21 protein-coding genes are annotated in these 23875 nt (G+C 69.7%); 8 read left to right on the plus strand and 13 right to left on the minus strand.

Annotated features, from left to right (window positions below; all coding sequences use genetic code 11):
- Positions 1 to 191: 191 nt before the first annotated feature.
- The 4 genes from KGQ19_RS35280 to KGQ19_RS35295 form a co-directional block, all read right to left on the minus strand.
- Positions 192 to 1877, minus strand: coding sequence for a ribonuclease J (locus KGQ19_RS35280; RefSeq protein ID WP_212017434.1), 1686 nt, complete (start codon positions 1875 to 1877; stop codon positions 192 to 194).
- Positions 1878 to 1920: 43 nt separating this feature from the next.
- Positions 1921 to 2865 carry a 4-hydroxy-tetrahydrodipicolinate synthase gene (dapA, locus tag KGQ19_RS35285; protein ID WP_212017436.1) on the minus strand — a complete coding sequence of 315 codons (945 nt, stop codon included), beginning with the start codon at positions 2863 to 2865 and terminating at the stop codon, positions 1921 to 1923.
- Positions 2866 to 3142: 277 nt separating this feature from the next.
- Positions 3143 to 3832, minus strand: coding sequence for an FAD-dependent thymidylate synthase (gene thyX / locus KGQ19_RS35290; protein ID WP_230419936.1), 690 nt, complete (start codon positions 3830 to 3832; stop codon positions 3143 to 3145).
- 134 nt (positions 3833 to 3966) lie between these two features.
- Entirely contained in the window at positions 3967 to 5064 is a 1098-nt protein-coding gene (locus tag KGQ19_RS35295; RefSeq protein ID WP_212017438.1) for an ABC transporter substrate-binding protein, read from the minus strand.
- 617 nt (positions 5065 to 5681) lie between these two features.
- Between KGQ19_RS35295 and KGQ19_RS35300 the strand changes: the two genes are divergently transcribed.
- From KGQ19_RS35300 to KGQ19_RS35320, 5 genes are all read left to right on the plus strand, one after another.
- A complete protein-coding gene (locus tag KGQ19_RS35300) occupies positions 5682 to 10103 on the plus strand; it encodes a sensor histidine kinase (protein ID WP_212017440.1) in 4422 nt (1473 codons plus the stop codon).
- Positions 10104 to 10124: 21 nt separating this feature from the next.
- Positions 10125 to 10538: a roadblock/LC7 domain-containing protein gene (locus tag KGQ19_RS35305; protein WP_041543529.1), complete on the plus strand. Its 414-nt coding sequence runs from the start codon at positions 10125 to 10127 to the stop codon at positions 10536 to 10538.
- A gap of 55 nt (positions 10539 to 10593) precedes the next feature.
- Positions 10594 to 10950 (plus strand): DUF742 domain-containing protein, encoded by a 357-nt coding sequence (locus KGQ19_RS35310; protein WP_194897900.1) that lies wholly within the window; start codon positions 10594 to 10596, stop codon positions 10948 to 10950.
- A gap of 15 nt (positions 10951 to 10965) precedes the next feature.
- Positions 10966 to 11574: a GTP-binding protein gene (locus KGQ19_RS35315; protein WP_194897899.1), complete on the plus strand. Its 609-nt coding sequence runs from the start codon at positions 10966 to 10968 to the stop codon at positions 11572 to 11574.
- Between the two features lie 113 nt (positions 11575 to 11687).
- The gene (locus KGQ19_RS35320; RefSeq protein WP_212017442.1) at positions 11688 to 11993 is read left to right on the plus strand and encodes a hypothetical protein; all 306 of its coding nucleotides are present in this window, start codon (positions 11688 to 11690) and stop codon (positions 11991 to 11993) included.
- 50 nt (positions 11994 to 12043) lie between these two features.
- Here the strand turns inward: KGQ19_RS35320 and KGQ19_RS35325 are convergent, their stop codons facing one another.
- Positions 12044 to 12694, minus strand: coding sequence for a flavin reductase family protein (locus KGQ19_RS35325; RefSeq protein ID WP_212017444.1), 651 nt, complete (start codon positions 12692 to 12694; stop codon positions 12044 to 12046).
- Between the two features lie 51 nt (positions 12695 to 12745).
- The gene (locus KGQ19_RS35330) at positions 12746 to 13639 is read right to left on the minus strand and encodes a LysR family transcriptional regulator (RefSeq protein WP_212017446.1); all 894 of its coding nucleotides are present in this window, start codon (positions 13637 to 13639) and stop codon (positions 12746 to 12748) included.
- A gap of 80 nt (positions 13640 to 13719) precedes the next feature.
- Between KGQ19_RS35330 and KGQ19_RS35335 the strand changes: the two genes are divergently transcribed.
- Both KGQ19_RS35335 and KGQ19_RS35340 read left to right on the plus strand, forming a co-directional pair.
- Positions 13720 to 14124 (plus strand): RidA family protein, encoded by a 405-nt coding sequence (locus KGQ19_RS35335; protein ID WP_212017448.1) that lies wholly within the window; start codon positions 13720 to 13722, stop codon positions 14122 to 14124.
- Positions 14125 to 14266: 142 nt separating this feature from the next.
- On the plus strand, positions 14267 to 15019 hold the full coding sequence (locus tag KGQ19_RS35340; protein WP_212017450.1) for an alpha/beta fold hydrolase: 753 nt from the start codon (positions 14267 to 14269) through the stop codon (positions 15017 to 15019).
- Positions 15020 to 15039: 20 nt separating this feature from the next.
- Here KGQ19_RS35340 and KGQ19_RS35345 read toward each other — a convergent pair whose 3' ends face one another.
- Positions 15040 to 15678, minus strand: a complete 639-nt coding sequence (locus KGQ19_RS35345; protein WP_212017452.1) for a TetR/AcrR family transcriptional regulator — start codon at positions 15676 to 15678, stop codon at positions 15040 to 15042.
- Positions 15679 to 15768: 90 nt separating this feature from the next.
- On the opposite strand from KGQ19_RS35345, the gene KGQ19_RS35350 reads away from it, so the two are divergent.
- Entirely contained in the window at positions 15769 to 16779 is a 1011-nt protein-coding gene (locus KGQ19_RS35350) for an oxygenase MpaB family protein (protein WP_212017454.1), read from the plus strand.
- Here the strand turns inward: KGQ19_RS35350 and KGQ19_RS35355 are convergent.
- The 6 genes from KGQ19_RS35355 to rpsO form a co-directional block, all read right to left on the minus strand.
- Entirely contained in the window at positions 16734 to 18236 is a 1503-nt protein-coding gene (locus tag KGQ19_RS35355; RefSeq protein WP_212017456.1) for an alpha/beta hydrolase, read from the minus strand. The genes KGQ19_RS35350 and KGQ19_RS35355 overlap by 46 nt on opposite strands.
- Positions 18237 to 18395: 159 nt before the next feature.
- Positions 18396 to 18839 carry a tetratricopeptide repeat protein gene (locus tag KGQ19_RS35360; RefSeq protein ID WP_194897890.1) on the minus strand — a complete coding sequence of 148 codons (444 nt, stop codon included), beginning with the start codon at positions 18837 to 18839 and terminating at the stop codon, positions 18396 to 18398.
- A 29-nt stretch (positions 18840 to 18868) separates the two neighbouring features.
- On the minus strand, positions 18869 to 19645 hold the full coding sequence (gene dapB / locus KGQ19_RS35365; protein ID WP_230419935.1) for a 4-hydroxy-tetrahydrodipicolinate reductase: 777 nt from the start codon (positions 19643 to 19645) through the stop codon (positions 18869 to 18871).
- Positions 19642 to 20961: a M16 family metallopeptidase gene (locus KGQ19_RS35370; RefSeq protein WP_212017458.1), complete on the minus strand. Its 1320-nt coding sequence runs from the start codon at positions 20959 to 20961 to the stop codon at positions 19642 to 19644. Before KGQ19_RS35370 ends, dapB begins: the two co-directional genes overlap by 4 nt.
- 5 nt (positions 20962 to 20966) lie before the next feature.
- Positions 20967 to 23183: a polyribonucleotide nucleotidyltransferase gene (locus tag KGQ19_RS35375; protein ID WP_212017460.1), complete on the minus strand. Its 2217-nt coding sequence runs from the start codon at positions 23181 to 23183 to the stop codon at positions 20967 to 20969.
- 322 nt (positions 23184 to 23505) lie between these two features.
- The gene (gene rpsO, locus KGQ19_RS35380) at positions 23506 to 23775 is read right to left on the minus strand and encodes a 30S ribosomal protein S15 (protein ID WP_194897886.1); all 270 of its coding nucleotides are present in this window, start codon (positions 23773 to 23775) and stop codon (positions 23506 to 23508) included.
- Positions 23776 to 23875 lie beyond the last annotated feature (100 nt).

Consider the following 23875-nt stretch of genomic DNA (forward strand, 5'->3'; position numbering starts at 1 on the left):
CCCCTGACCCCCCGGTGAGGTGCCGCGATGCTTGGGTTCCCCTGGCCGGCAGGCAGCGACTCCGCCCCACGAAGGCCGCCTCCCGTCCCGCAATCCATTACAGCCCCCAGAAAAGCCGCAAGCCATCCTTTCGTTTCTCCACCGAAAGGATGGCTTGCCCGGCCGTTGAGAAGGCCGTTGACCTGTGTGGATCAGACTTCGACGACCACCGGGAGGATCATCGGCCGGCGCCGCGTGGTGTTCGAGACCCAGCGCCCGACCGAGCGCCGCACCAGCTGCTGCAGCTGGTGGGTGTCGCCGATGCCCTCGGCCGCCGCGTCCGCCAGCGCCGTCACGATCAGCGGCTTGGCCTGCTCCAGCGTCTGGTCGTCCAGGCCGAAGCCGCGGGCGGTGATCACCGGGCCGGTGACGATGCCGCCGGTGTCGGCCGACACCGCGACGAACACCGACACGAAGCCCTCATCGCCCAGGATCCGGCGGTCCTTCAGCGAGGCCTCGGTCACCGAGCCCACCGAGGTGCCGTCGACGTAGACGTAGCCGGCGTCCACCTTGCCGGTGATGCGGGCCACGCCGTCGATCAGGTCCACGGTGACGCCGTCCTCGGCGATCACCACCCGGTCCTTCGGCACGCCGGTCTTGATCGCCAGGTCGGCGGCGGCACGCAGGTGCCGCCACTCGCCGTGCACCGGCATGAAGTTGCGCGGCTTGGCCAGGTTGAAGAAGTACAGCAGCTCACCGGCCGCGGCGTGCCCGGAGACGTGCACCATGGCGTTGCCCTTGTGCACGACCGTGGCGCCCCACCGGGTCAGCCCGTTGATCACCCGGTTCACCGCGTTCTCGTTACCGGGGATCAGCGAGGACGCCAGGATCACGGTGTCCTCGCCGGTGATGCGGACCTGGTGGTCGCGGTTGGCCATCCGGGACAGCGCGGCCATCGGCTCGCCCTGCGAGCCGGTGCACATCAGCACGACCTTGTCCTCCGGCAGATCGTCGATCTCCTTCAGATCGATGATCAGGTCCGCGGGCACCTTCAGGTAGCCCAGGTCCCGGGCCACCGCCATGTTGCGGACCATGGACCGGCCGACCAGCGCCACCTTGCGGCCGTGCGCGGCGGCCACGTCGCAGACCTGCTGCACCCGGTGCACGTGCGAGGCGAAGGAGGCGACGATGATCCGCCCCTTGGCCCGGCCGAACACCCGGTCCAGCACCGGCGTGATCTCCCGCTCGGAGGTGACGAAGCCCGGCACCTCGGCGTTGGTGGAGTCCGACAGCAGCAGGTCGATGCCGGCCTTGCCGAGCTCGGAGATGGTGGCCAGGTCGGTCAGCCGGTTGTCCAGCGGCAGCTGGTCCATCTTGAAGTCGCCGGTGTGGAACACCGTGCCGGCCGGGGTCTTGATCGCCACGGCCATGGCGTCCGGGATGGAGTGGTTGACCGCGACGAAGCGGCACTCGAACGGCCCGATCTGCTCCACGTCGCCCTCGGCGACCTGCAGCGAGTACGGCCGGATCCGGTGCTCGGCCAGCTTGGCCTCGACCAGCGCCAGGGTGAGCTTGCTGCCCACCAGCGGGATGTCGCCCGACTCCTTGAGCAGGTACGGCACCCCGCCGATGTGGTCCTCGTGGGCATGCGTCAGCACGACGCCGACCACATCGTCCAGCCGGTCCCGGATGGAGCTGAAATCCGGCAGGATCAGGTCGACGCCGGGCTGGGCCTCCTCCGGGAAGAGGACGCCGCAGTCGACGATGAGCAGTTTGCCGCCGTACTCGAAGACGGTCATGTTGCGACCGATCTCTCCGAGACCGCCGAGCGGGGTCACCCGCAGCGCGCCTTGCGGCAGCGGCGGGGGTCCGGAGAGTTCCGGATGCGGATGGCTCATGCAGTTTTCCTTTGTGTTCCGCGGACCTCTGGTCCGCTCCTTGCTAGATCTTCACGCCGCCTTGGGCGAGATACGTCTTGAGCCGGGCCAGCTGCTCCTCGGTCGCCTCGACCAGGGGCAGCCGCACCGGGCCGCCGGGCAGTCCCAGCATGTTCATTGCCGCCTTGAGGGAGATCACACCTGGCACGCTGGTCACACCGGCGTGGACCGGCAGCAGTTCGGCGTGCAGCCGGGCGGCTTCGCGCACGTCGCCGGCCAGATAGGCGGCGATCATCGCACGGATGCGCGGCGCCGCGAGGTGCGCCGACATGCTGACCACGCCGACCGCCCCGACCGAGAGCCACGGCAGGGTCAGCGGGTCGTCCCCTGAATAATAGGCCAGATCGGTTGCCGCGATGACCTCGGACCCGGCGACCAGGTCGCCCTTGGCGTCCTTGACCGCGACGATCATCTCGTGCTCGCCGAGCCGCTTGAGCGTGTCGACCTCGATGGGGACGCCGGTCCGGTGCGGGATGTCGTAGAGCACGACCGGCCGCGAGGTGTGCCCGGCGACAGCGGTGAAGTGCCGGTACAGGCCTTCCTGGGTCGGCTTGTTGTAGTACGGGGTCACCACCAGCAGCGCGTCGGCGGCCGCCTCGGCCTGCCGGGCCAGCGCCAGCGTGTGCTCGGTGCTGTTGGTGCCCACCCCGGCGATCACATGAGCCCGGTCGCCGACGGCCTCGCGCACCGCTTCCAGCAGCGCCAGCTGCTCGGCGGCGGAGGTGGTCGGGGCCTCGCCGGTGGTCCCGGAGACCACCAGGCCGTCGTTGCCGGCGTCCACCAGGTGTGCGGCCAGTTTCTGCGCGCCGTCCAGATCCAGCGAGCCGTCCTCGTGGAAGGGCGTGACCATCGCGGTGATCAGGCGGCCGAAGGGCGCCCCGGCAGACCACAGGGCAGTATCCGGCCAAAGGGCCGTGGCGGGCTCGGCGGGGTGCGCGTTCTCGGGCATGGCACAAAGGTACCGGGCCGCACCGGTGATCGAATATCTGACGCTGCTTACGCGAATCCCACAGCCACGCTGAATGAATGCCGGTGGCGTGGACAGACCCCGTCTCCACCGCTCGGGGGTCCGGTGGGGACGGGGTCCGCCCTGTTAACAGAGGCGCGAAGGGCGCGTTACGGGTCGGGGCACGGCGTCGGTCGTTTTTCACTCTTTAGGACTACCGGGAGTGAGCACTTCGCGACTCGCCGCTGAGCGCCCGGTGAAATCAGCCCGTGGACCGGCCCTACGGTGCGACGCGTCCGTTCGCCTGCCAGGCCGCATAGGTCAGCGGCATCAGCTCGGCGAAGTACGCCTCCATCTTCTCGGCCACCATCTCGATCTCGCGCTGCGGGAACGACGGGAACGTCGCGTCCTCGTGCTTGGTCCGCAGCGACAGGAAGTGCATCAGAGCGCGGGCGTTGCAGGTGGCGTACATCGAGGAGTAGATCCCGACCGGGAGCACGGTGCGGGCCACCTCGCGGGCGATCCCGGCGTCCAGCATCTCCAGGTACGCGGCATAGCTGGCCTCGCAAGAGCTGCGCACGGTCTCCTCGACCGTCTTGTGCTGCTCCTCGGTGCCCGAGACGAACACGTACCGGCCGGGCTTGCCCTCCTGGACCAGCTTGCGCTCCGGGCCCGGGACGTAGAACACCGGTTCCAGCTTGCGGTAGCGGCCGCTCTCCTCGTTGTAGGACCAGACCCGGTGCCGCATGAACTCGCGGAAGACGAAGATCGGCGCGGAGACCAGGAAGGTCATCGTGGAGTGCTCGAACGGCGAGCCGTGCCGGTCGCGCATGAGGTAGTTGATGAGCCCGGTGGAGCGCGCCGGGTCGGCGTCGGCCTGCTCGATCGACTGCTCGCCGGCGGTGGACACCCGGGCCGCCCACAGCACGTCGTTGTCCGCGGCCGAGGCCTTCACCAACTCCACGGTCATGTCCGAGCGGAACCGCACGCCCTGGGTCACTTCTTCACTCACCGTCCGAGCCTATCGGCGCCCCGCCGGGACGATCGGCCGCCGGCGGCCGCTGACCTGTGACAACTCCGGCGCGCTCCGGTTCGAGCGGCCCGTCAGCTCCCGCTGCGCAGCGCGTCCGGCGGCATCATCGTGTCGATGTTGTAATACGGCGCCAGGTCCAGGCCCTGCATCAGGGTCAGGACGCGGGACACCCGGTCGACGTTCACCGTGGTCGGGAAGGTACCGAAGCTCAAGCTGGCGGCGACGGTGGAGCTGGCCATGGTGCCGTAGTGCGCCTGCATCTCGGACATGGCCGTGGCCCGCTGCGAGGTCACGTCCTTGGCCTGGTTCAGCGCCCCGGTGAACGCCTTGAAAAGGTTGGGGTGGGTCACCGCGAAGTCCTGCTTGGCGAAGTAGCCGCCCATCGGCATGGCCTGGGTCGAGCCGCGGGTCAGGTCCAGCAGGTTGATCAGCTGGTTGTTGTTCATCGCGACGCTGTAGTAGGGCTCGGCCAGGACCGCGGCCCGGTTGGTGTCCGTACCGCTGGTCAGCTTGTCGACGACCCCGCCGGCCGGCAGCGACTTCAGGTGCGAGGCGGAGTTGTCGGCCTTGATCCGCAGGCTGTTGGCCAGGTCCGGCAGCGAGGTCATCAGCATGATGGTCGGAACCGTGTAGGCGTCGTTGGCGTCGTTGGTGCCCGCCGTCGGCACCAGGAACCCGCCGCTGGCGTTGAACACGTTCTTGATCTGGTCGGCGCTCTTGACGTTGGTCGGGGTGGGCTTGCCGACCAGCTGCACGCTGCCGTCGCCGGCGGTGTAGCCCTCGGCGACCAGCTGCAGCCGGTAGGCGCCGGTGGACTGGGCCAGGATCGCGTGCACGTAGTCGTCGTAGACCAGGTCGACCTTGCCGGCGTTGAGCGCCGAGAGCGCGTCCTGGTAGGAGCCGTAGGAGTCGTCGATGGTGACATCGACCCCCTGGTCCTTGAAGTAGCCCTTGTCGACGCCGGTGTAGATGGGCAACGCGCCGATGTCGCCCTTGGGTATGCCGATGCGCAGTTGGGTCTGTTCCAGCGTGCCGTGCGAGGGCATGGAGGCCCCCGAGGAGGTACTGCTGCTGCACGCCGTCGCGGCGAAGGCGGACACGGCGAGCACGGCGCTGAGGACGATCGCCGAGGTCCTGCGGGAACGGGCTCGGGGTATGGCTGATCGCACTGCGCTGCCCCCTGCAATGGGTTTCGTTGAAGCCGGTCGGCGCATCGTATTACATGGGCCCGAAGCGGCCCTACGACACCATTGAGATCGACTAGCACACATGCACGAGTAAGGATACGCATATACAGGGAGTCCTGGCCGGGCTTATCCGCCTATAACGCACCGAACCGCCCCTCTGTCAACCCCCGCCCTTGGCCTCGCTCGCTCTCCTGTGCTGGAATGCGTTGCTTGAAACCTAGAGACCGCGAGCCCCGTGTGGCGTCCCACCCGCCGCAGTAGCGGCCCGGTCGCAAAGAAAGCTGTGAGGGCCAGTGCAGACTCGACCCGTGTCCCCGCGCCGTCCGCCGGCTCCTTTCCCGGAGCGCGGTGTGGGCGGGCCGCCGCCCGGCGGATCCATATCCGACGCGGCCGCCGGCCGCACCGCTCCCGGCGAGCTTCCGCGCGGGCCTCGGGACAACGTGTTGCCCGGTCAACGTCCAGTCCCCACTTCTCAGGAAACCGAAGGCGCCGGCGGGCATCTGCCCCCTCCCCCGCCACCGGCGCCGAACGCCAACCGGTTCGCCCCCCGCAACTGGCGAGTCCGCACCCGTCTGGTGGTCCTGGTCATCGTCCCGCTGGTGGCGACCATCACCGGCGCCGCGGCGCGCATCGGCCAGCAGGTCGACAACGTGCGGACCTACGACCACGCCAAGACGCTGGCCGCCGCGGCCAGCCCGCTGTCGGACCTGATCGACGCGCTCCAGGACGAGCGGGACATCAGCATCGAGATGATGGCGTTCCGGGCCCGGAACTCCGACGACTCGACGCTGACCAACCTGACCACCAGCATGGCCGCGCAGCGCAAGGTCACCGACCGGGTCACCGCCACGATGCTGCCGGCGCTGGACAAGATCGACGGCTCCTACCCCGCGGACACCCGGGCCGCGATCGCCAACGCCAAGGCGAACATGACCGGTGTGGAGGCCCTGCACACCGCGGTCGACGGTTCGTACTCCAACCCGCTGAGCGTCTTCGACCAGTACAACAAGGTGCTGACCAGCCTGGACGGCCTCTACGAGTACGTGGCCTCCGACGCCGGCGACCAGCAGCTGATCAACGACGCCCGGTCGCTGTCGGACCTGGGCAAGATGACCGAGACCACCTCGCAGGAACGCGGGTTCCTCACCGTCCTGGCGGTCACCAGCGACCCGAACCAGGCCCAGACCAACCTGGCCAAGCTGCAGGGTCTGATCTCGGACCTGGCCTCCACCCGCGCCGAGTTCAAAACCGTCGCCACCGCGCAGATGCAGCAGTCGCTCAGCGACACCGTGGACGTCGGCGAGTCCTACACCGGCGCGAACCAGTACCTGACGACCATCGGCGACAAACTGGCCAACGGCGGCGCCAGCGACAACGGCGACCAGCTGGTCCCCGGCAGCGTCTACACGCAGTACAACGCGCTGCTCGACCGCTACAAGAAGGTCCGCGCCGAGCAGGCCGCGGCGTTGGTGTCCCGGGCCGACGCGCTGGCCAACAGCGCCCGCAACACCATGTACCTCAACATCGGCGTCATCATCGGCGTGCTGTTGGTGGTGTCGATCGCCACCGCGCTGATCGCCCGCTCGCTGGTGCGCCCGCTGCGGATGCTGCAGAACACCGCGTTGGAGATCGCCGGCAACCGATTGCCCGAGATGGTCCGCCGGCTGCGCGACGCCGACGGCAGCGAGGCGCTGGAACCGATCGTCCCGATCGCCTTGTCCAGCACCGACGAAGTGGGCCAGGTGGCCCGGGCCTTCGACGAGGTGCACCGCGAGGCGGTCCGGCTGGCGACCGAGCAGGCCATGCTGCGGAACAACGTCAACGCGATGTTCACCAACCTTTCGCGGCGCTCGCAGTCGCTGGTGCAGCGCCAGCTGCGGCTGATCGACGAACTGGAGAACGCCGAGCAGGACCCGGACCAGCTCGCCTCGCTGTTCAAGCTGGACCACCTGGCGACCCGTATGCGGCGCAACGGTGAGAACCTGCTGGTGCTCGCCGGTGAGGAGCCCGGCCGCCGGTGGTCGCAGCCGGTGCCGCTGATCGACGTGCTGCGCGCCGCGGCCTCCGAGGTGGAGCAGTACGAGCGGGTGACGCTGCGGGACCTGCCGACCGTCGAGGTCGCCGGCCGCGCCGTCAACGACGTCGTCCACCTGGTCGCCGAGCTGCTGGAGAACGCGACGTCGTTCTCCGCGCCGGAGACCAAGGTCTCGGTCACCGGCAACCTGCTGAACACCGGCGGCGTGATGCTGGAGATCGAGGACTCGGGCATCGGCATGACCCCGGAGGAGCTGGACGACTCCAACGAGCGGCTGGCCAACCCGCCGGTCGTGGACGTCGCCATCTCCCGCCGCATGGGCCTGTTCGTGGTCGGCCGGCTGGCCACCCGGCACGGCATCCAGGTACGGCTGCGCCGCTCGGCCACCGGCGGTATCACCGCCCTGGTGCTGGTCCCGGCGGCGCTGCTGGCCGGCAACCTGTCCGACGCCCCGGCCGTGGGCGGCCGCGGCAGCTTCGGCGACATCGCCGACACCGGCCAGCTGCCCCAGCTGACCTCCATGGGCCTGCCCCGGCGGCCCGGCGGCGCGGTCCGGGCCGAGCAGCGCGAGCTGCCCCCGGGCGAGGAGACCGGCCCGGCGGCCCAGCCCCCGACCCCGCTGCCGCCGTTCGGCGGCGAGCGGGTGCCGGCGGCGAGCGCGGACGGCGACGGCTGGGAGGACGTGAGCGCGGCGGCCCCGCCGTACCGCGGCACCGACGCCACCCCGCCGGGGCTGGCCGAACTGCTGGCCGAGACCGAGGCGATGTCACAGGGCGTGACCCCGGTGATCCGCGACGGCGACCCGGGCGACCCGGGCAGCAGCGGCACCTTCGACCGGCCGGAGTTCGTGCTGCCGGAACCGGAACTGGACGGCCGGCTGGCCGACGCGCTGGACGGCACCGCGACGTACGACTTCCGGCCGGGCTCGGCGCCCGGCGGTCCGACGCCCCCGCCGCCCGCCCTGAACTTCTCCTCCAGCTTCGACGACCTGCTCCCGAACATCCCGGACATGGAGCACACCGGCGAGTTCGCGGCCTACCGGGAGACCCACGAAGACCGCGACGACCTGCTCCTGCCGCCGCCGGCGAACCCGTTCGCGGCACCCGGCCAGAGCCCGCAGTCCCCGCCCATGGGCGGTTTCAGCACCGCCGCCGACCCGATGGCGGGCAGCGGCCTGAACAACGACCTCGGCGCCGAACTCGCCGCCGGCGATCCCTTCGCCGCCCCGGGCGAGGTCCAGATGACGCCGTTCGGCGGCCACCTGGACAGCGACTTCAACGCCCCGCAGCAGGGTCCCGCGGCGCCCTTCGGCCAGCCGGCGGCCGAGGCCTTCAACGGCCCCGGCTTCGACGCGCCGCAGAACCCCGCGAACCCGTTCGCGGCTCCGAACACACCGGTGGACGACGCCATGGCGTCGGGTGGGTTCGACACTCCGACCGGTACCGGCTACGGCAACGACGCACCGTCGTTCGGCCGCCGCCCGGTCGGCGAACCGCTGTCCGGCCCCGGCTTCGACGCCCCGCCGTTCGGCGAGCAGGCCGGTCCGCCGGCTCCCGGCCCCGGTTTCGAGGCGCCTTCGTTCGGCGACCCGATGGCGTCGGGTGGGTTCGACGCTCCGACCGGCACCGGCTATGGCAACGACGCACCGTCCTTCGGCCGCCGCCCGGTCGGCGAACCGCTGTCGGGTCCCGGCTTCGACACCCCGCAGTTCGACCAACCCGCCGCACCGGCTCCCGGCGCCGGCTTCGAGATGCCCTCGTTCGAAGCCCCGACCGGTACCGGCTACGGCAACGACGCACCTTCGTTCGGCCGCCGCCCGGTCGGCGAACCGCTGTCCGGCCCCGGCTTCGACGCCCCGCAGTTCGGCGAGCAGCCGCCGGCGCCGTCCGCCGAAGGCCCGGCCGACACCATGTCCGGCCTCAGGAACCCGTTCACCGACCCGCTGGACCAGAGCGGCCCGGCCGCTCCGACCGGCACCGGCTACGGCAACGACGCACCGTCCTTCGGCCGCCGCCCGGTCGGCGAACCGCTGTCCGGCCCGGGCTTCGAGGCCCCGCCCGCCCAGGGCGACCAGCTTTCCGGGTCCGGCTTCCACACCCCGCTCGGCGACTCCGGTGCCGGCTACGGCCCGCAGGACCCGATGTCCGCCTCCGGTACGAACTTCGCCGACTTCGCGGACCCGCTGACCGCCCCGCTGGAGTCCATCCCGATGGATCCGGCGGCCCACGACACCTCGATCTTCAACGCGATCGAGTCCGAGTGGTTCCGGCAGCGCGCCGGCGAGGGGACCGCCCCGCCGCAGAACGCTCTGGCGGCCGGCGCGCTGCCGCCGGTGGAACCGATGCGGCCGACCGGTTTCCCAGGACCGCGTACAGAGCCCCTGGGAGACCCGCTGGCGGGCTCCGGCGCCGGTTTCCCGGCTCAGGGACCTCAGGCCCCTGCCGAGCCCGTCCAGGCGGCTCCGGCCGCGCCCAGCCCGGCACCGCCGACCGCGCCCGAGGCCGGTCCCGCCGCCCCGACCCCGCCGACCCCGCCGTCGGCCGCCGGAGCCGCCGACACCGCGGCCGGCGGCCCGGCCCGACCCGCCGCGCCGCACGAGGAACCCAAGGAGCCCATGAACGACGACCAGAGCTCCGCGGGCCAGGCCTGGCAGTCACCCGGCGACGACGGCTGGAAGGCCGCCGAGGTGGTCAAGAAGCCGGTCGCGGCCGGTCTGACCCCCAAGGGCCTGCCCAAGCGCGTCCCGCGGTCCAACCTGGTGCCCGGCTCGGCGGACGGCACCGGCGCCGCCAAGACCGCGCCCTCGCCGATCCCGGCCCGCTCGGCCGAGGCCGTGCGCTCCCGCCTGGCCAGCTTCCACCAGGGGCTGCGCCAGGGCCGCGACGCCGCCGGCACGCCCGGCGAGTCGCAGCCCTCCGATCCCGCCAACCCCATGTCCGACGGCCCGGCCGCCTTCGGTTCTCCTGAGCCAGGAAAGCAGGACTGAGCAACCGTGAACGACCCGAACCTGACCCAAGCCGCCAGGAATCTCAACTGGCTGATCACCAACTTCGTGGACCGCGTCCCGGGGGTCGCGCACACGGTGGTGGTCTCCTCCGACGGCCTGCTTCTGGCGGTATCCGACGGATTCCCCCGCGACCGCGCGGACCAGCTGGCGGCCGTGGCCAGCGGGCTGTCCTCGCTGACCCAGGGCGCCGCCCGCATCTTCGAGGGCGGGGCCGTGACCCAGACCGTCGTGGAGATGGTCCGTGGTTTCCTGTTCGTGATGGCCATCTCGGATGGTTCGGCTCTGGCCGTACTCGCTTCCTCGGATTGCGACATGGGCCTGATCGGCTATGAAATGGCCCTGCTCGTCGAACGCGCCGGCGACGTCCTGACGCCGGCGCTGCGCGCCGAGCTCCAGTCGTCGCTGCCGCGCTGAGAGGACGCCCGGTGAATCCCCTTCAACCTCAGACGAGCGACAGGAGCACGCGGCCGTGAGCAGCGCGCACGATTCCTCGCCCCTCGTCCGCCCATACGCGCTGACCCGGGGCCGCACGCGAGCCCGTTACCAATTGCCCATCGAGGCGTTGGTATCGACGACGGACAACGGACGATCGCGCCTGCCCGGCCGGGAGCCGGAGCACCAGCGGATCTGTGAGCTGTGTGTCGAGCTGAAGTCGGTCGCCGAGGTCGCGGCGCTCATGCGGATGCCGCTGGGGGTGGTCAGGGTGCTGTTGGGCGACATGTCGGACGCCGGCCTGGTCACCATCCAGCAACCCGGCGAGACCGACACCGGCCAGCCCAACCTCGCGCTCCTCGAACGAGTCCTCATCGGGCTCCGCAATCTGTAGAAAGGAGGCCGTGCAGTGAATTACTCCCCTTACGGACAGGCGCCCGAGCCGCAGCCCGCGGTGGGCCCGACCACGTCGGTGAAGATCGTCGTCGCCGGCGGCTTCGGCGTCGGCAAGACCACCTTCGTCGGCGCGGTCTCGGAGATCGCCCCGCTGACCACCGAGGCGGTCATGACCGCCGCCTCCGAGGGTGTCGACGACCTCACTGTCGTGCCCGGCAAGGTCACCACCACGGTGGCCATGGACTTCGGGCGGGTCTCGCTGGACCGCGAGCTGATCCTGTACCTGTTCGGCACACCGGGCCAGAACCGCTTCTGGTTCATGTGGGACGACCTGTGCCGCGGCGCCATCGGCGCGGTGGTGCTGGTGGACACCCGCCGGCTGGCGGACTGCTTCTCGGCCATCGACTACTTCGAGGACGCCGGGCTGCCCTACATCGTCGGCGTGAACTGCTTCGACGGCATGCTCACGCACGAGGTCGCCGACGTCCGCGAGGCGCTGTCGATCCCGCCGGACGTGCCGGTGGTCACCTGTGACGCCCGCAGCCGGGAGTCCACCAAGCTGACCCTGATCCGCCTGGTGGAGCACGCCATGTCACGCTTCGCAGCGGCGGCGGCATCGTAGGTAGGCGACGATCGCGTAACGCCGAGGGCGGCACCGGATACCGGTGCCGCCCTCGCGTTTATGCTCCTTGCATCCACTGATATACACCAGTGTCCGAATTAGGCAGGTCGAGCATGTCCGGGACGATAACCCTCACCCGCCGCAGCGGGTTCCAGCTGCGGCCGCGGGCGTACAAGGTGTGGATCGACGGGATCTCGGTCGGCCGGCTGGCACAGAACGGCGCGGCGGAGTTCGCCGTGGACCCCGGTGTGCATCTGGTCGAGCTGTCGCTGGACGGGATGTACTCGAAGAAGGTCCAGGTGGAGGTCCGCGAGGGCGCCACCCGACGGCTGCACTGCGGGGCGAACGGGCCGCTGGCGTTCAGCGCGTTCGGACTGCTGTTGCCGGGCCTCGCGATCAAGCTGACGCTGACGCACTGAGTGCTGGCTGGCTGAGCGCTGACGCACTGAGCGCAGCCCCGGGAATCCTCTTACGCGGCAGCACTCTCCGCAACCGACAGCTTCCGCAGCGTATGCGGCATCTGCCATCCGCCGGCCAGCCGTGACGTGTGCACCGGCTGCCCGCCCCCGAAGAACTCGCAGAACTTCATGATCAGCGGGTCCCACTCCTCGGGGTCGATGTAGTGGGTTCCGGGGATGACCAGCTTCTCTTCCACGTGCGTCCGCAGTACTTCCACCTCGAACGCGGTCATCCGCTCGTCGCCGAAGGAGTGCGCCTTCACCAGACGGCCCTCCATCTGGATCGGGCACTCCAGGATGCGCGGCGGTGAGACCAGTTCCGACTCCTGCTCGGTCAGGCCGGCCAGCCCGAACTTGTCGCGCTCGGTGCGGTAGCCCTGCTCCGCCCGATACGGCGCGACCTCCAGGCGGCCGGTGGTCAGCGCGATGCGGTCGACGTAAGCGGCCATATCGGAGGACGGCAGGTTCAGGACGCACTCGCCCTCGCGGGCGATGTTGGCCGAGGTCTGTGAAGCGTTGCCCAACCCCAGCATGGCGTTTCCGTTGAGCCACCAGGCCGAGGACATCGGGGCGATGTTGGGGGTGCCGTCCTCGTTGCGGGTCGTGATCAGGACGACGGGGGTACCGAAGTAAAGGACTTTGATGCCGGGAACGGTGTGCATGGATCAATCGTCCGCCGCGCCGACCTGCGGTACTGGCGGGTTCCGGACCTGTCACCGAGCGGGCGCCGGCCCCGGCTTCAGCAGTTCCATGAAGGCCGTGACCGGCGCACTGTCCGCCACACCTTCGGGCGTCGCCACGAACACCGACCGCGGTGCGACCTCCCGCGGATCCAGCGCCACCACGGCCACATCCGGCCGCACCGTCTCGGCCCCCAGCGCCGGGATCAGCGTGATGCCGAGCCCGGCCGCCACGAACCCCTGCTTCGCCGACCATTCCAGGACCACGAAAGGGATTCCCGGCTGGAACTCCCCGCTCTGCACCGAGGCGATGAGCGTGTCCTGCGACCGCGGCTGACCGGCGATCCAGTTCTCGCCCTCCAGATCGGCCAGCGACAGCATCTCCCGGTCGGCCAGCCGATGGCCGCGGGGCAGCGCCACCGCCAGCGCGTCGTCCATCAGCCGGCGCAGCCGCACCCCCTCGAAGACCGGCTCCGGGCTCGCCGTCCCGATGACCGCCAGGTCCAGGTCCCCTTCGCGGAGGTCTGCGACCAGGCGGCGCGTGAGCCCTTCGGCGTGCGTCACGATGACCGCCGGATACGCCTGCCGGAACGCGGCGATGGCGCGTGGCATCAGGACCATGTCGGCGGTCGGGATCGCCCCGAGCCGGAGCCGACCGCCGCCCAGGGTCCCGACGGCCCGCACATCGGCCACAGCGGCCCGGAGACGGCCCACGACGGCCGTCGCGTGCGGCACCAAGGCCCGACCCTCCTCGGTCAGCCGTACGCCCCGCGGGAGGCGGTCGAACAACGGCGCGCCGACCGAAGCCTCCAGCGCGGCTATCTGACGCGATATCGCCGACTGCGTATAGCCGAGCGAGCCGGCCGCCGCGGTGAACGATTCGCGCCGCGCGACCTCCAGGAAGACTTCGAGCAGCGCGGTGTCCATGACAAGCCATGCTAGCTGGGCATGGGATACATGCAGACTATTCGCTACTGGTATCGCTCCGGCCCGCATAGCTTCGCCGCATGACTGCTTTCACTCTCGACAACCCCGCCGGCGTTCCCTCCTCGGCGACCAAGGCCTTCTCCAACGTCGCCGTCATCCCGCTCGGCGAGCGCACCCTGCTGATGCTGGCCGGCCAGGTGGCGTGGGACGACGACCACAAGATCGTCGGCGGCGACGACCTGCGCGCCCAGACCCGCCGGGTGATGGACCTGATCGGCGAAGTGCTGGCCGCGCACGGGGCGGGCTTCGCGGACGTCATCAGCCTGCGCACGTTCCTGACCGACATCTCCCGCATCCGTGAGTACGGCGAGGTGCGCGCGGAGTACTTCCCGGGGCTGCCCGCGCCGACCAGCACCACGGTCCAGGTCTCCTCGCTCTTCCTGCCCGACGCCTTGATCGAGGTGGAGGCCACGGCCATCATCTGATCCCTGATCCGATATCGGCTCCGCCAGTGATCCGGTATCGGACGCGATACCGGATCCGGCGCGGTGCCTGATCCGGCGATCTGATACCGGATCGAATCCGTTTTCTCAGGTCAGCGGCCCACAACGGGCCTATCCTGGCAGCGTGCCATCGGTTCGGGTCGGCGACGTCGACGTCTATTACGAGATCCACGGTGAAGGCCCGCCGCTGGTCTTTGTCGGCGGCCTCGGCGTGGACATGACCGTCTTCGCCCCCTTCACCGAACGCCTGGCCCGCAGCTTCCGCGTCCTCACCTTCGACAACCGCGGAGCGGGCCGCACCGACAAGCCCGACATCCCGTACTCGATCCCGATGATGGCCGAGGACACCGTCGGCCTGATGGACGCCCTCGGCCTCCCCCGCGCCCACCTGGTCGGCGTCTCGATGGGCGGCCGCATCGCCCTGGAGATCGCCGCCGCGCACCCCGCCCGCGTCGACCGCATGGTGCTGATCGCCACGGCGGCCACCGGAACCGGCCGATTACGGATGTCGATCCCGGCCCGCGTCCTCGGATTCGCAAAACGCCTGCACCTGCTGCCAGGAGTCAGCCCCGAGCGCCGACAACCGCACTACGCGCACCTGCGCCAACTGGCGGCCAGCACGTCCTACGACGGCACCGACCGCCTGTCCGAGATCCAGGCGCCGACGCTGATCCTGCACGGCCACCGCGACCGCAGCATGAAGCCGGCCGCCGCCCTGGCCACCCGAGTCGGCATCCGCGACTCCGAGATCGAATTCTTCCGCGGCGGCCACATGTTCTTCATGCTGACCCAGCGGGACGCGGTCGCCGACCGGGTCGAGGACTTCCTGCAGGACTGGCGCGGCCGGAGCTGGCCGACGAATCTGGCGCAGATTTAGAGCATGCGCGGCTTGCCGCCCTACCGCACCAGCCCCACAGCCGCCCGCAGTCCCTTCACGAACCGAGCGGGCTCATACCGTTCCGGATCGGTCAGCACCAGCCGAGCAGCCATCTCGGCAAGCGTCACCACCGTGTGCGCGATCAATTCCGGATCAAGATCCGTCGACGCGTCGAACGTCCGCGTGATCCACCGACCCAGCTCCTCCGCGGAAGCCAATACCAGGCCCCGCGTCTCCTCCCGCGCCGCATTGAACTGCGCCGGCATATCCGCCATCGGCGACACCACGCAGGACCAACGCTCCGGCGCAGCCCGCACGGCGGCCAGGAACCCGTCCAGGGCCTCTGCAAGGACATCCGCGGGATGCGCGCCGGCCGCCAACCCCTTACGCAGCGCGGGCAAGAGCTCCACCAACTGTTCTAGAGCCGCCGCCTGTTCGCGGCGCAGCAACTCCCCCAATAGCGTTTCCCTATTAGGGAACACCCCATAGACCACCGGCTTCGTGACTCCGGTAGCCGCCGCCACCGCCTCCATCGTCACCGCGCCGTGCCCGTCCCGGACCACGATGCGCAGCGCCGCGTCCAGTAACTCCCGGCGACGCTGCTCGATCGGCACCCGCGGCGCGTACTCGCGGCGCCGCCGCCCGTTCTTCGTCACCACACCCGGCCCCTTTACAAAGCTACGTCCGCGTAGCATATTGCTACGCGCCGGTAGTAATTCCCGGCGTCCACTGTAGAGGAGGCACGCAAGATGCCCCACCCCAGCGCCGAAGACGTCCCCGTCTCCCCCGAGCGCGGACCCCTGCGCAGCCTCGACAACGGCTTCTTCGGCCCGGACTCGGTGAGCTGGCGGGTCTGGACGTCGCCGACCTCGCTCATCGGCTTCCAGCGGGCCGTGGTGCTCGAGCACTTCGACCCTCCGCTGGCCGCGGCGGTCGCCGACAGCGGCGGCATCTATGAGGATCCGCACGGCCGCCTCGACCAGACCCTCGCCTACTTCCTCACGGTCGCAGTCGGGGACAGCCGCACTGTGGTTCAGGCTGCGGAGTTCCTAATGCGTATCCATGCCAAAGCCACCGGCGTGGAACCCATTACCGGGAAACGCTATAGCGCCAACAACCCGGACTCCCAGCTGTGGATCCACATAACCGGCTGGCACAGTGTCCTGAAGTGCTACGAGCTCTACGGTCCCGGCCGCTTGTCCAAATCCGATGAGGACCGCTACTGGGCCGAGTGCAGGATCGCCGCCGAGCTCCAGACCTGCGACCCCGCAGAGGTCCCGCGCAATCGCGAGGAAGTGAAGGCGTACTTCGAGAAGGTGCGTCCGCAGCTGTGCTCCTCAGAACGCGCGCACCGCGGAATGCATTACCTGCTCTACCCGCCCCTCAAGAAGGTGGGCTTCCGGGTCTGGGCGGCCTCACGCTTCACAGCGATCCTGAGCATCCACTCTCTACCGACCTGGATGCGCCGCACCGGGGGTTTCCACCAATGGCGGCTTATTGACTTCGGAATCCGTGTAGCGCAGCCGTTCATCCGTATAGGAACGCGTATCGCGAAGAAACCGTGGGTCGGAGTCAACGTGATCGCTCCGGTCGCCCCGGTGACCGGCAAAGTCCTGCGGCAACACTACAAATCAGCGCCGCCGCAGGACTCGGCGATCGTCAGCCCCGCGCGAGCCCGGGAACTTCACGGCACGATGGGCTCACGCCTCCCCGATCAGCAGGCGGTGCCGGGCGGCGGCGGTGCGGCGTTGACGAGGTAGTCGTCGACATGCGCGTCCAGGCACGCCGATCCGTTGCTGCCGTAGGCCGTGTGGCCGTGTGACTCCGAGGTGAGCAGGACTCCGTTCGCCAGGGTGTCGGCCACGCGGACCCCCCACTGGTAAGGCGTGACGGGGTCTCCTGTCGACGACACCACCAGGATCGGCAGCGTGCCGGGCGCCCGGACCGCATGCGGGAAATCGGCGGTCGGCCAGGAGCCACAGGGCAGCGCCATGGTCGCGCGCTCGGCGCCGAGGTGCGGTGACGCGGCTTCGGCGGCGGCCAGGAGCGACCCGTAGCCGACCGTCCCGCTCGGCCAGGGCCGATCGACGCAGAACAACGCGGCGTCGTCCTGGAAACTGTCGAGGTAGCCGGTCACCGGCCCCGGAGCTCCCTGAGCGCGGCTGTTCAACGTATCCGCCAAGCCCAGGAGCTGCGTACCGTCGCCGGCAGCCGCGGCCGAGAGCGCGGGACCGGTCAGTGCATAGAAGGCGCCCGGCGCAATACCGTTGAGCCGCAGTGCCGTCGCCAACTCATTGGGCCCGACGGTGCGCGTGGTCCCCTGAGCCGGCAGTGGCGAGGTCTTCACCTGTTGCTGGAGCTTGTCGATCAGAGCCATGATGCCGGCCGGCGTAGAAGCGGGGCAGGTGACGCCAGGCGTCGTATTGCAGACATCGGCGTAGTACTGCAGTTCGCTCTCCTCGGACAGCGCACCTTCGACCGTCATCTGAGTCCCGGTGAGGGAGGGGTCGAAGATGCCGTCCACCGCCATGGTCCTGATGCGCCCCGGGAACAACTCGGCATAGACGAGTCCCTGGAACGAACCGTAGGAGTAGCCGAAGTAGTTCATCTTGCTGTCGCCGAGAACCGCCCGCAGGATGTCCATGTCGCGGGCGTTCGCGATCGACCCGATCTGGCCCAGCAGGCCCGGGGCGGAGTTCGCTCGGCAGGCCGCCGTGAAGTTCCGCCCGGCCTTGACCAGCGCGGCGACCCCCGCGTGGGTGGACGGTGCCGGGTCCAGGTGCGTATAGGCGTCAGTCGCAGCGGTATCCATGCAGGTCAAGGTGGTGTCACTGCCCTCGATCCCCCGCCGGTCCCAGGAGACGATGTCGAAGTCCGCCAGCACCGAGGCGCCCATCGACGACGCGTCCCCCGGCAGGTCCGCCAGGCCCGAATCGCCGGGCCCGCCCGGGTCCAGGATCAGGCTCCCGATGCGATGGGCCGGATCGCCGGCGGGCTTCTTGATCACCGGCAGCCGGAAGTCGCCTGCTTCGGGCCGGCTGTAATCACGCGGCACGACGAACGTCGCGCACTCGAACCCCGGACTCCCCGCACACGGCTGCCAGTCCAGCCGCTGCCCGTAATACCCCGCGAGCGGCGCCGCCGTCGCCTGCGCGGGCGCCGCCAGCCCGGCCGCGATCAAAGCGATCGCCCCGAGCACCGCGAATTGTCTCCGCATTCCGCCTCCCGTGTCATGCGGTCGGCGGAACACCGACCGCCGGGAGACAGGACGAGGCGGATTCCCACGGCCGTTGCGGCCGTGACCGGATCGAGACGGTCGCACCACGGAGCGCGATGCTCGCAGGAGTCGCGCGGCGTACCGGAACCGGCAGGCGGGTCAGCCGCGCGACCGGTCCAGCTCGATGGCCTTCCGCAACGCCTTACGCGCTCTGGACCGGTCGCGGGCGTCGTTGTGGGCCAACGACAACCGATACCATCCGCGCCAGTTCTCCGGATCCGCCTCGACCTCGGCCCTGCGCTTCTCGAAGATCTCGTCGGCCGCCTTCAGATCCGGCCGCCCCGACGGCCGCCGCGGGATCTCCTCCGTCGGCCACAGCCCCTCGGCCTCCAGCCGGGTACCGAGGCGCGAAGAGGCGTTGCCCATCCGCACCTCGGTGACCACGAACCAAACGCCCACGACCGGCAGCATCAGCACGCCGATTCCGAACAGCACCAGCACCGGCTTGCCCGTCGCCATCAGCCACACCCCGCGCTGGACGGCCAGCAGCAGGTAGAAGCACAGGATGACGACCAGGATCAGGGCCGTGGTGCGGTTGCGCATGAGGGTGCCTAGGTGCCTATCGCGGGGTTCTACAGGTCCAGCAACGCGTCCAGGCCGACGGTCAGGCCGGCCGGCAGCGTCGCGATCTTCTTGCAGGCCAGGACCACACCGGGCATGAACGAGGCGCGGTCCAGCGAGTCGTGCCGGATCGTCAGGGTCTCGCCGACCGTGCCGAGCAGCACTTCCTGGTGCGCGATCAGGCCGCGCAGCCGGACCGAGTGCACCGGGACGCTCTCGACGGTCGCGCCGCGCGCACCGTCCAGACCCGTCTTCGTGGCGTCGGGCATCGGCGCGCTTCCGGCCTTGGCCCTGGCCTCGGCGATCAGCTCCGCGGTGCGGGTCGCGGTGCCCGAGGGGGCGTCGACCTTGTCCGGGTGGTGCAGCTCGACGATCTCCACGCTCTCGAAGTACGGCGCGGCGCCGGCCGCGAACCGCATCATCAGCACAGCGCCGATGGAGAAGTTCGGGGCCACCAGGACCCGGACATCGGTACCGGGCAGGAGCGCGCGGACCTGCTCCTGCCGGGCCTCGTCGAAGCCGGAGGTGCCGACCACGACGTCGATCCCGTGCCGGACGCAGAACTCGATGTTCTGCACGGTCACGCCGGGGTGCGTGAAGTCGACCGCGACCTGCGCCCCGGCCTCGACCGCGCGCCGCGGGTCGTCGTCGGCGTCGATCTGCGCGACCAGGTCCAGCCCGGGCGCGTCCAGCACGGCGCGGCAGACGGCCTGCCCCATCCGGCCGGCCGCGCCGAACACCGCGACCTTCACGACCGCTTGGCCGAGAGCGGCTGTCACGCCGGTCATCCCAGAGCCCCTTCGAACGATGAAGCGTCCTCGTAGTCCCCGATGACCGCGACCGCCTGGGGCTGCCGCAGGAACTCCTCGGCCACCTCCTTGACGTCCTCGACTGTCACCGATTCCACCCGCTCCAGCAACTCCTCGATGGTGAGGTGCTCGCCGTAGACGAGTTCGTTCTTCCCTATCCGGGTCATCTGCGAGCCGGTGTCCTCCAGCGAGAGCACCGTCGAACCGCGCACCTGGCCGATGCCCCGGCGCAGCTCCTCCTCGGTGACGCCGCCGTCGGCGACCTTCAGGACCTCGTCGCGGCAGATCTTCAGCACCTCGGTGAAGTTCTCCGGCTGGCAGCCGGCGTAGACACCGAACATGCCGCAGTCGGCGTGGTGAGTGGAGAAGCTGTAGACCGAGTACGCCAGGCCGCGCTTCTCGCGGACCTCCTGGAACAACCGCGAGGACATGCCGCCGCCGAGGATCGTGGACAGGATGCCCAGCGGGTAGCGGCGCTGGTCGTTGCGGGCCACGCCCGGCACGCCGAGCACGACGTGCGTCTGCTCGGTCGCCTTGCTGACCAGGCGCAGGCCCGAGTGGGAGACGCCGCAGTCGCCGCCGATGCGCGGCACGACCGGCCGGCGGTCGGCGTCCCGGGAGCCGCGGGCCTGGGCGAACGCCTGGTCCACCAGGGCCACCACGACCTCGTGGTCGAGGTTGCCGGCGGCCGAGACCACCAGGTGGTCGTCGGTGTAGTGGGAGTGGTAGTACTCGGCGATCGTGTCCCGGGTCAGGGCGTTGACCGACTCCACCGAGCCCAGGATCGGCCGGCCCAGCGGCGAGTCACCCAGCAGGGCGTAGGCGAACTCGTCGTGGATCTGGTCGGCGGGCTCGTCCTCGGTCATCGCCATCTCCTCGAGGATGACGTTGCGCTCGGAGGCCACGTCCTCGGACCGGATCAGCGCCGAGGTGACCAGGTCGCAGACCACGTCGATGGCCAGCGGGAGGTCGGTGTCGAGCACCCGCGCGTAGTAGCACGTGTACTCCTTGGCGGTGAAGGCGTTCATCTCGCCGCCGACCGCGTCGAGCGCCGCCGAGATCTCCAGCGCCGACCGCTTCGCGGTGCCCTTGAACAGCAGGTGTTCCAGGTAGTGGGTGGCGCCGGACTCCTCGGGGTGCTCATCGCGCGAGCCGATGCCGGTCCAAATGCCGAAGGTCACCGAACGGACGGAGGGCATGGTCTCCGTGACCACGCGCAAACCGCCGGGCAGGACGGTACGGCGCACAGTGCCGTTGCCGTTCTGCCCGGCGATCAGGGTCTCAACCGGGTACAAGAGGGTTACTCCGCCTTGGCCTCGGCCGGCTTGCTCTCCTGCTCGTCCGGCAGCACCGGGATCAGCGAGAGCTTGCCGCGGGAGTCGATCTCGGCGATCTCCACCTGCACCTTGTCCCCGACCTTGATCACGTCCTCGACGTTCTCCACCCGCTTGCCGCCGGCCAGCTTCTTCAGCTGGGAGACGTGCAGCAGGCCGTCGCGGCCGGGCATCAGCGAGACGAACGCGCCGAAGGTCGTGGTCTTCACCACGGTGCCCAGGTAGCGCTCGCCGACCTCCGGCATCGTCGGGTTCGCGATCTGGTTGATCGTGGTCCGCGCGGCCTCGGCGGCCGAGCCGTTGGCGGCACCGATGTAGATCGTGCCGTCGTCCTCGATCGTGATCTCGGCGCCGGTGTCCTCCTGGATCTGGTTGATCATCTTGCCCTTCGGGCCGATGACCTCGCCGATCTTGTCCACCGGGATCTTCACCGAGATGATGCGCGGGGCGAACTCGCTCATCTCGTCCGGGACGTCGATGGCTTCCATCATGACGTCCAGGATGTGCAGGCGGGCGTCCTTGGCCTGCTTCAGGGCGGCGGCCAGGACCGAGGCCGGGATGCCGTCCAGCTTGGTGTCCAGCTGCAGGGCGGTGACGAAGTCCTTGGTGCCGGCGACCTTGAAGTCCATGTCGCCGAAGGCGTCCTCGGCACCGAGGATGTCGGTCAGCGCGACGTACTCGGTCTTGCCGTCGATCTCCGCCGAGACCAGGCCCATCGCGATACCGGCGACCGGGGCCTTCAGCGGCACACCGGCGTTCAGCAGCGACATGGTCGAGGCGCAGACCGAGCCCATCGAGGTGGAGCCGTTCGAGCTCAGTGCCTCGGACACCTGGCGGATCGCGTAGGGGAAGTCCTCGCGGGCCGGCAGGACCGGGACGAGCGCGCGCTCGGCGAGGGCGCCGTGGCCGATCTCCCGGCGCTTGGGCGAGCCCACGCGGCCGGTCTCACCGGTGGAGTACGGCGGGAAGTTGTAGTTGTGCATGTAGCGCTTGCGCGTCTCGGGGTTCAGCGTGTCCAGCTGCTGCTCCATGCGGAGCATGTTCAGCGTGGTGATGCCCAGGATCTGGGTCTCGCCGCGCTCGAACAGCGCCGAACCGTGGACCCGCGGCACGACCTCGACCTCGGCGGACAGCGGACGGATGTCACGCACGCCACGGCCGTCGATGCGGACCTGGTCGCGGATGATGCGCTCGCGGACCAGCTTCTTGGTCAGCGCGCGGAACGCGCCGCCGATCTCCTTCTCGCGGCCCTCGAACTGCTGCGCGAGCTTCTCCACGACCAGCGCCTTGACGCGGTCCAGCTCCTCCTCGCGCTCCTGCTTGGCGGCGATGGTCAGCGCGTTGGCCAGCTCGGTCTTGGCGGTCGCGGTCACGGCCTCCAGGACGTCGTCCTGGTAGTCCAGGAAGCGCGGGAACTCCGCGGTGGCCTTGGCGGCCGACGAGGCCAGCTCCTGCTGGGCGACACACAGCGCCTTGATGAAGGGCTTGGCGGCCTCCAGGCCGTCGGCGACGACCTCCTCGGTCGGGGCGGTGGAGCCGCCGGCGACCAGGGCCACGGTCTCGCTGGTGGCCTCGGCCTCGACCATCATGATCGCGACATCGCCGTCGTCCAGCACCCGGCCGGCCACCACCATGTCGAACACGGCGTCGGCAAGCTCGGTGTGGGTCGGGAAGGCGACCCAGCGGTCCTGGATCAGGGCGACGCGCACGCCGCCGATCGGACCGGAGAACGGCAGGCCGGCCAGCTGGGTGGACGCCGACGCGGCGTTGATCGCCACGACGTCGTACAGGTGGTCCGGGTTCAGCGCCATGATCGTGGCCACGACCTGCACCTCGTTGCGCAGGCCCTTGGCGAAGGACGGACGCAGCGGCCGGTCGATGAGCCGGCAGGTGAGGATCGCGTCCTCACTGGGCCGGCCCTCACGCCGGAAGAACGAGCCGGGAATCCGGCCCACGGCGTACATGCGCTCCTCGACATCCACCGTCAGCGGGAAGAAGTCGAGCGATTCCTTGGGGGACTTGGAAGCGGTGGTCGCGGAAAGGACCATCGTCTCCTCGTCCAGATAGGCCACGACCGACCCGGCGGCCTGACGGGCCAGCCGGCCCGTCTCGAAGCGCACGGTGCGCTGACCGAACGGACCATTGTCGATGACGGCCTCGGTGGTGAAAACACCCTCGGACAAGAGGTACTCCTCAGTTCGTATGCGGCGGACTGAAGAGGACGCGGTTGTCGTGGACCCACGCCGCCGTGCGGCGGCCCGGTCTTCGATCGAAGCCCACGGGTGCGTAACATCCCGAGGGCCACTACCGAAGATCGGCGCCCAACCGGCCATTCGACGCGAACCACGTCGCGCAGTGCCTCTTCAGTTCCCTAAAACGTATTGAACTTTTCCGGTACCCACTCTAACCGGAAAAGTCATCAGCTTGGTCCGGCCCAGCACCCAGCGGGTACGCAACAGGAGCGGTCCGTGACCACGAACCGCTCCTGCGACACAACAACAAGGACTACCGACGCAGCCCCAGCTTCTCGATCAGCGCCCGGTACCGCACAATGTCGGTGTTCTGCAGGTAACCCTGCAACCGCCGCCGCTGACCAACCAGCAGCAACAGCCCACGCCGGCTGTGGTGGTCGTGCTTGTGGAACTTCAGGTGCTCGGTGAGCTCGTTGATGCGGTACGTGAGCAGCGCGATCTGCACCTCGGGAGAACCGGTGTCAGTGGCACTCGTCCCGTAGTCCTCAACGATCTTCTTCTTAGTAGCTGCGTCCAGAGACACCCGTAACTCCTCGTAAGATTGTGGTCGCTGAGCGTCCCCGGTCGTCTCCACGGGAACCACACAACTCGCGGCCGACTGCCAACCCTACCAGCCCCGCACC

The organism is Catenulispora pinistramenti, from assembly GCF_018274385.1.
GTDB classification, from domain to species: Bacteria; Actinomycetota; Actinomycetes; order Streptomycetales; family Catenulisporaceae; genus Catenulispora; species Catenulispora pinistramenti.

Excerpts from the sequence above, each read along its gene's own strand:
- KGQ19_RS35280 (WP_212017434.1), bottom strand. The coding sequence starts at position 1,877 with ATGAGCCATCCGCATCCGGAACTCTCCGGACCCCCGCCGCTGCCGCAA.
- dapA (WP_212017436.1), bottom strand. The coding sequence starts at position 2,865 with ATGCCCGAGAACGCGCACCCCGCCGAGCCCGCCACGGCCCTTTGGCCG.
- thyX (WP_230419936.1), bottom strand. The coding sequence starts at position 3,832 with ATGACCGTGGAGTTGGTGAAGGCCTCGGCCGCGGACAACGACGTGCTG.
- KGQ19_RS35320 (WP_212017442.1), top strand. The coding sequence starts at position 11,688 with ATGTCCGGGACGATAACCCTCACCCGCCGCAGCGGGTTCCAGCTGCGG.
- KGQ19_RS35325 (WP_212017444.1), bottom strand. The coding sequence starts at position 12,694 with ATGCACACCGTTCCCGGCATCAAAGTCCTTTACTTCGGTACCCCCGTC.
- KGQ19_RS35330 (WP_212017446.1), bottom strand. The coding sequence starts at position 13,639 with ATGGACACCGCGCTGCTCGAAGTCTTCCTGGAGGTCGCGCGGCGCGAA.
- KGQ19_RS35335 (WP_212017448.1), top strand. The coding sequence starts at position 13,720 with ATGACTGCTTTCACTCTCGACAACCCCGCCGGCGTTCCCTCCTCGGCG.
- KGQ19_RS35350 (WP_212017454.1), top strand. The coding sequence starts at position 15,769 with ATGCCCCACCCCAGCGCCGAAGACGTCCCCGTCTCCCCCGAGCGCGGA.
- KGQ19_RS35355 (WP_212017456.1), bottom strand. The coding sequence starts at position 18,236 with ATGCGGAGACAATTCGCGGTGCTCGGGGCGATCGCTTTGATCGCGGCC.
- KGQ19_RS35360 (WP_194897890.1), bottom strand. The coding sequence starts at position 18,839 with ATGCGCAACCGCACCACGGCCCTGATCCTGGTCGTCATCCTGTGCTTC.
- dapB (WP_230419935.1), bottom strand. The coding sequence starts at position 19,645 with ATGACCGGCGTGACAGCCGCTCTCGGCCAAGCGGTCGTGAAGGTCGCG.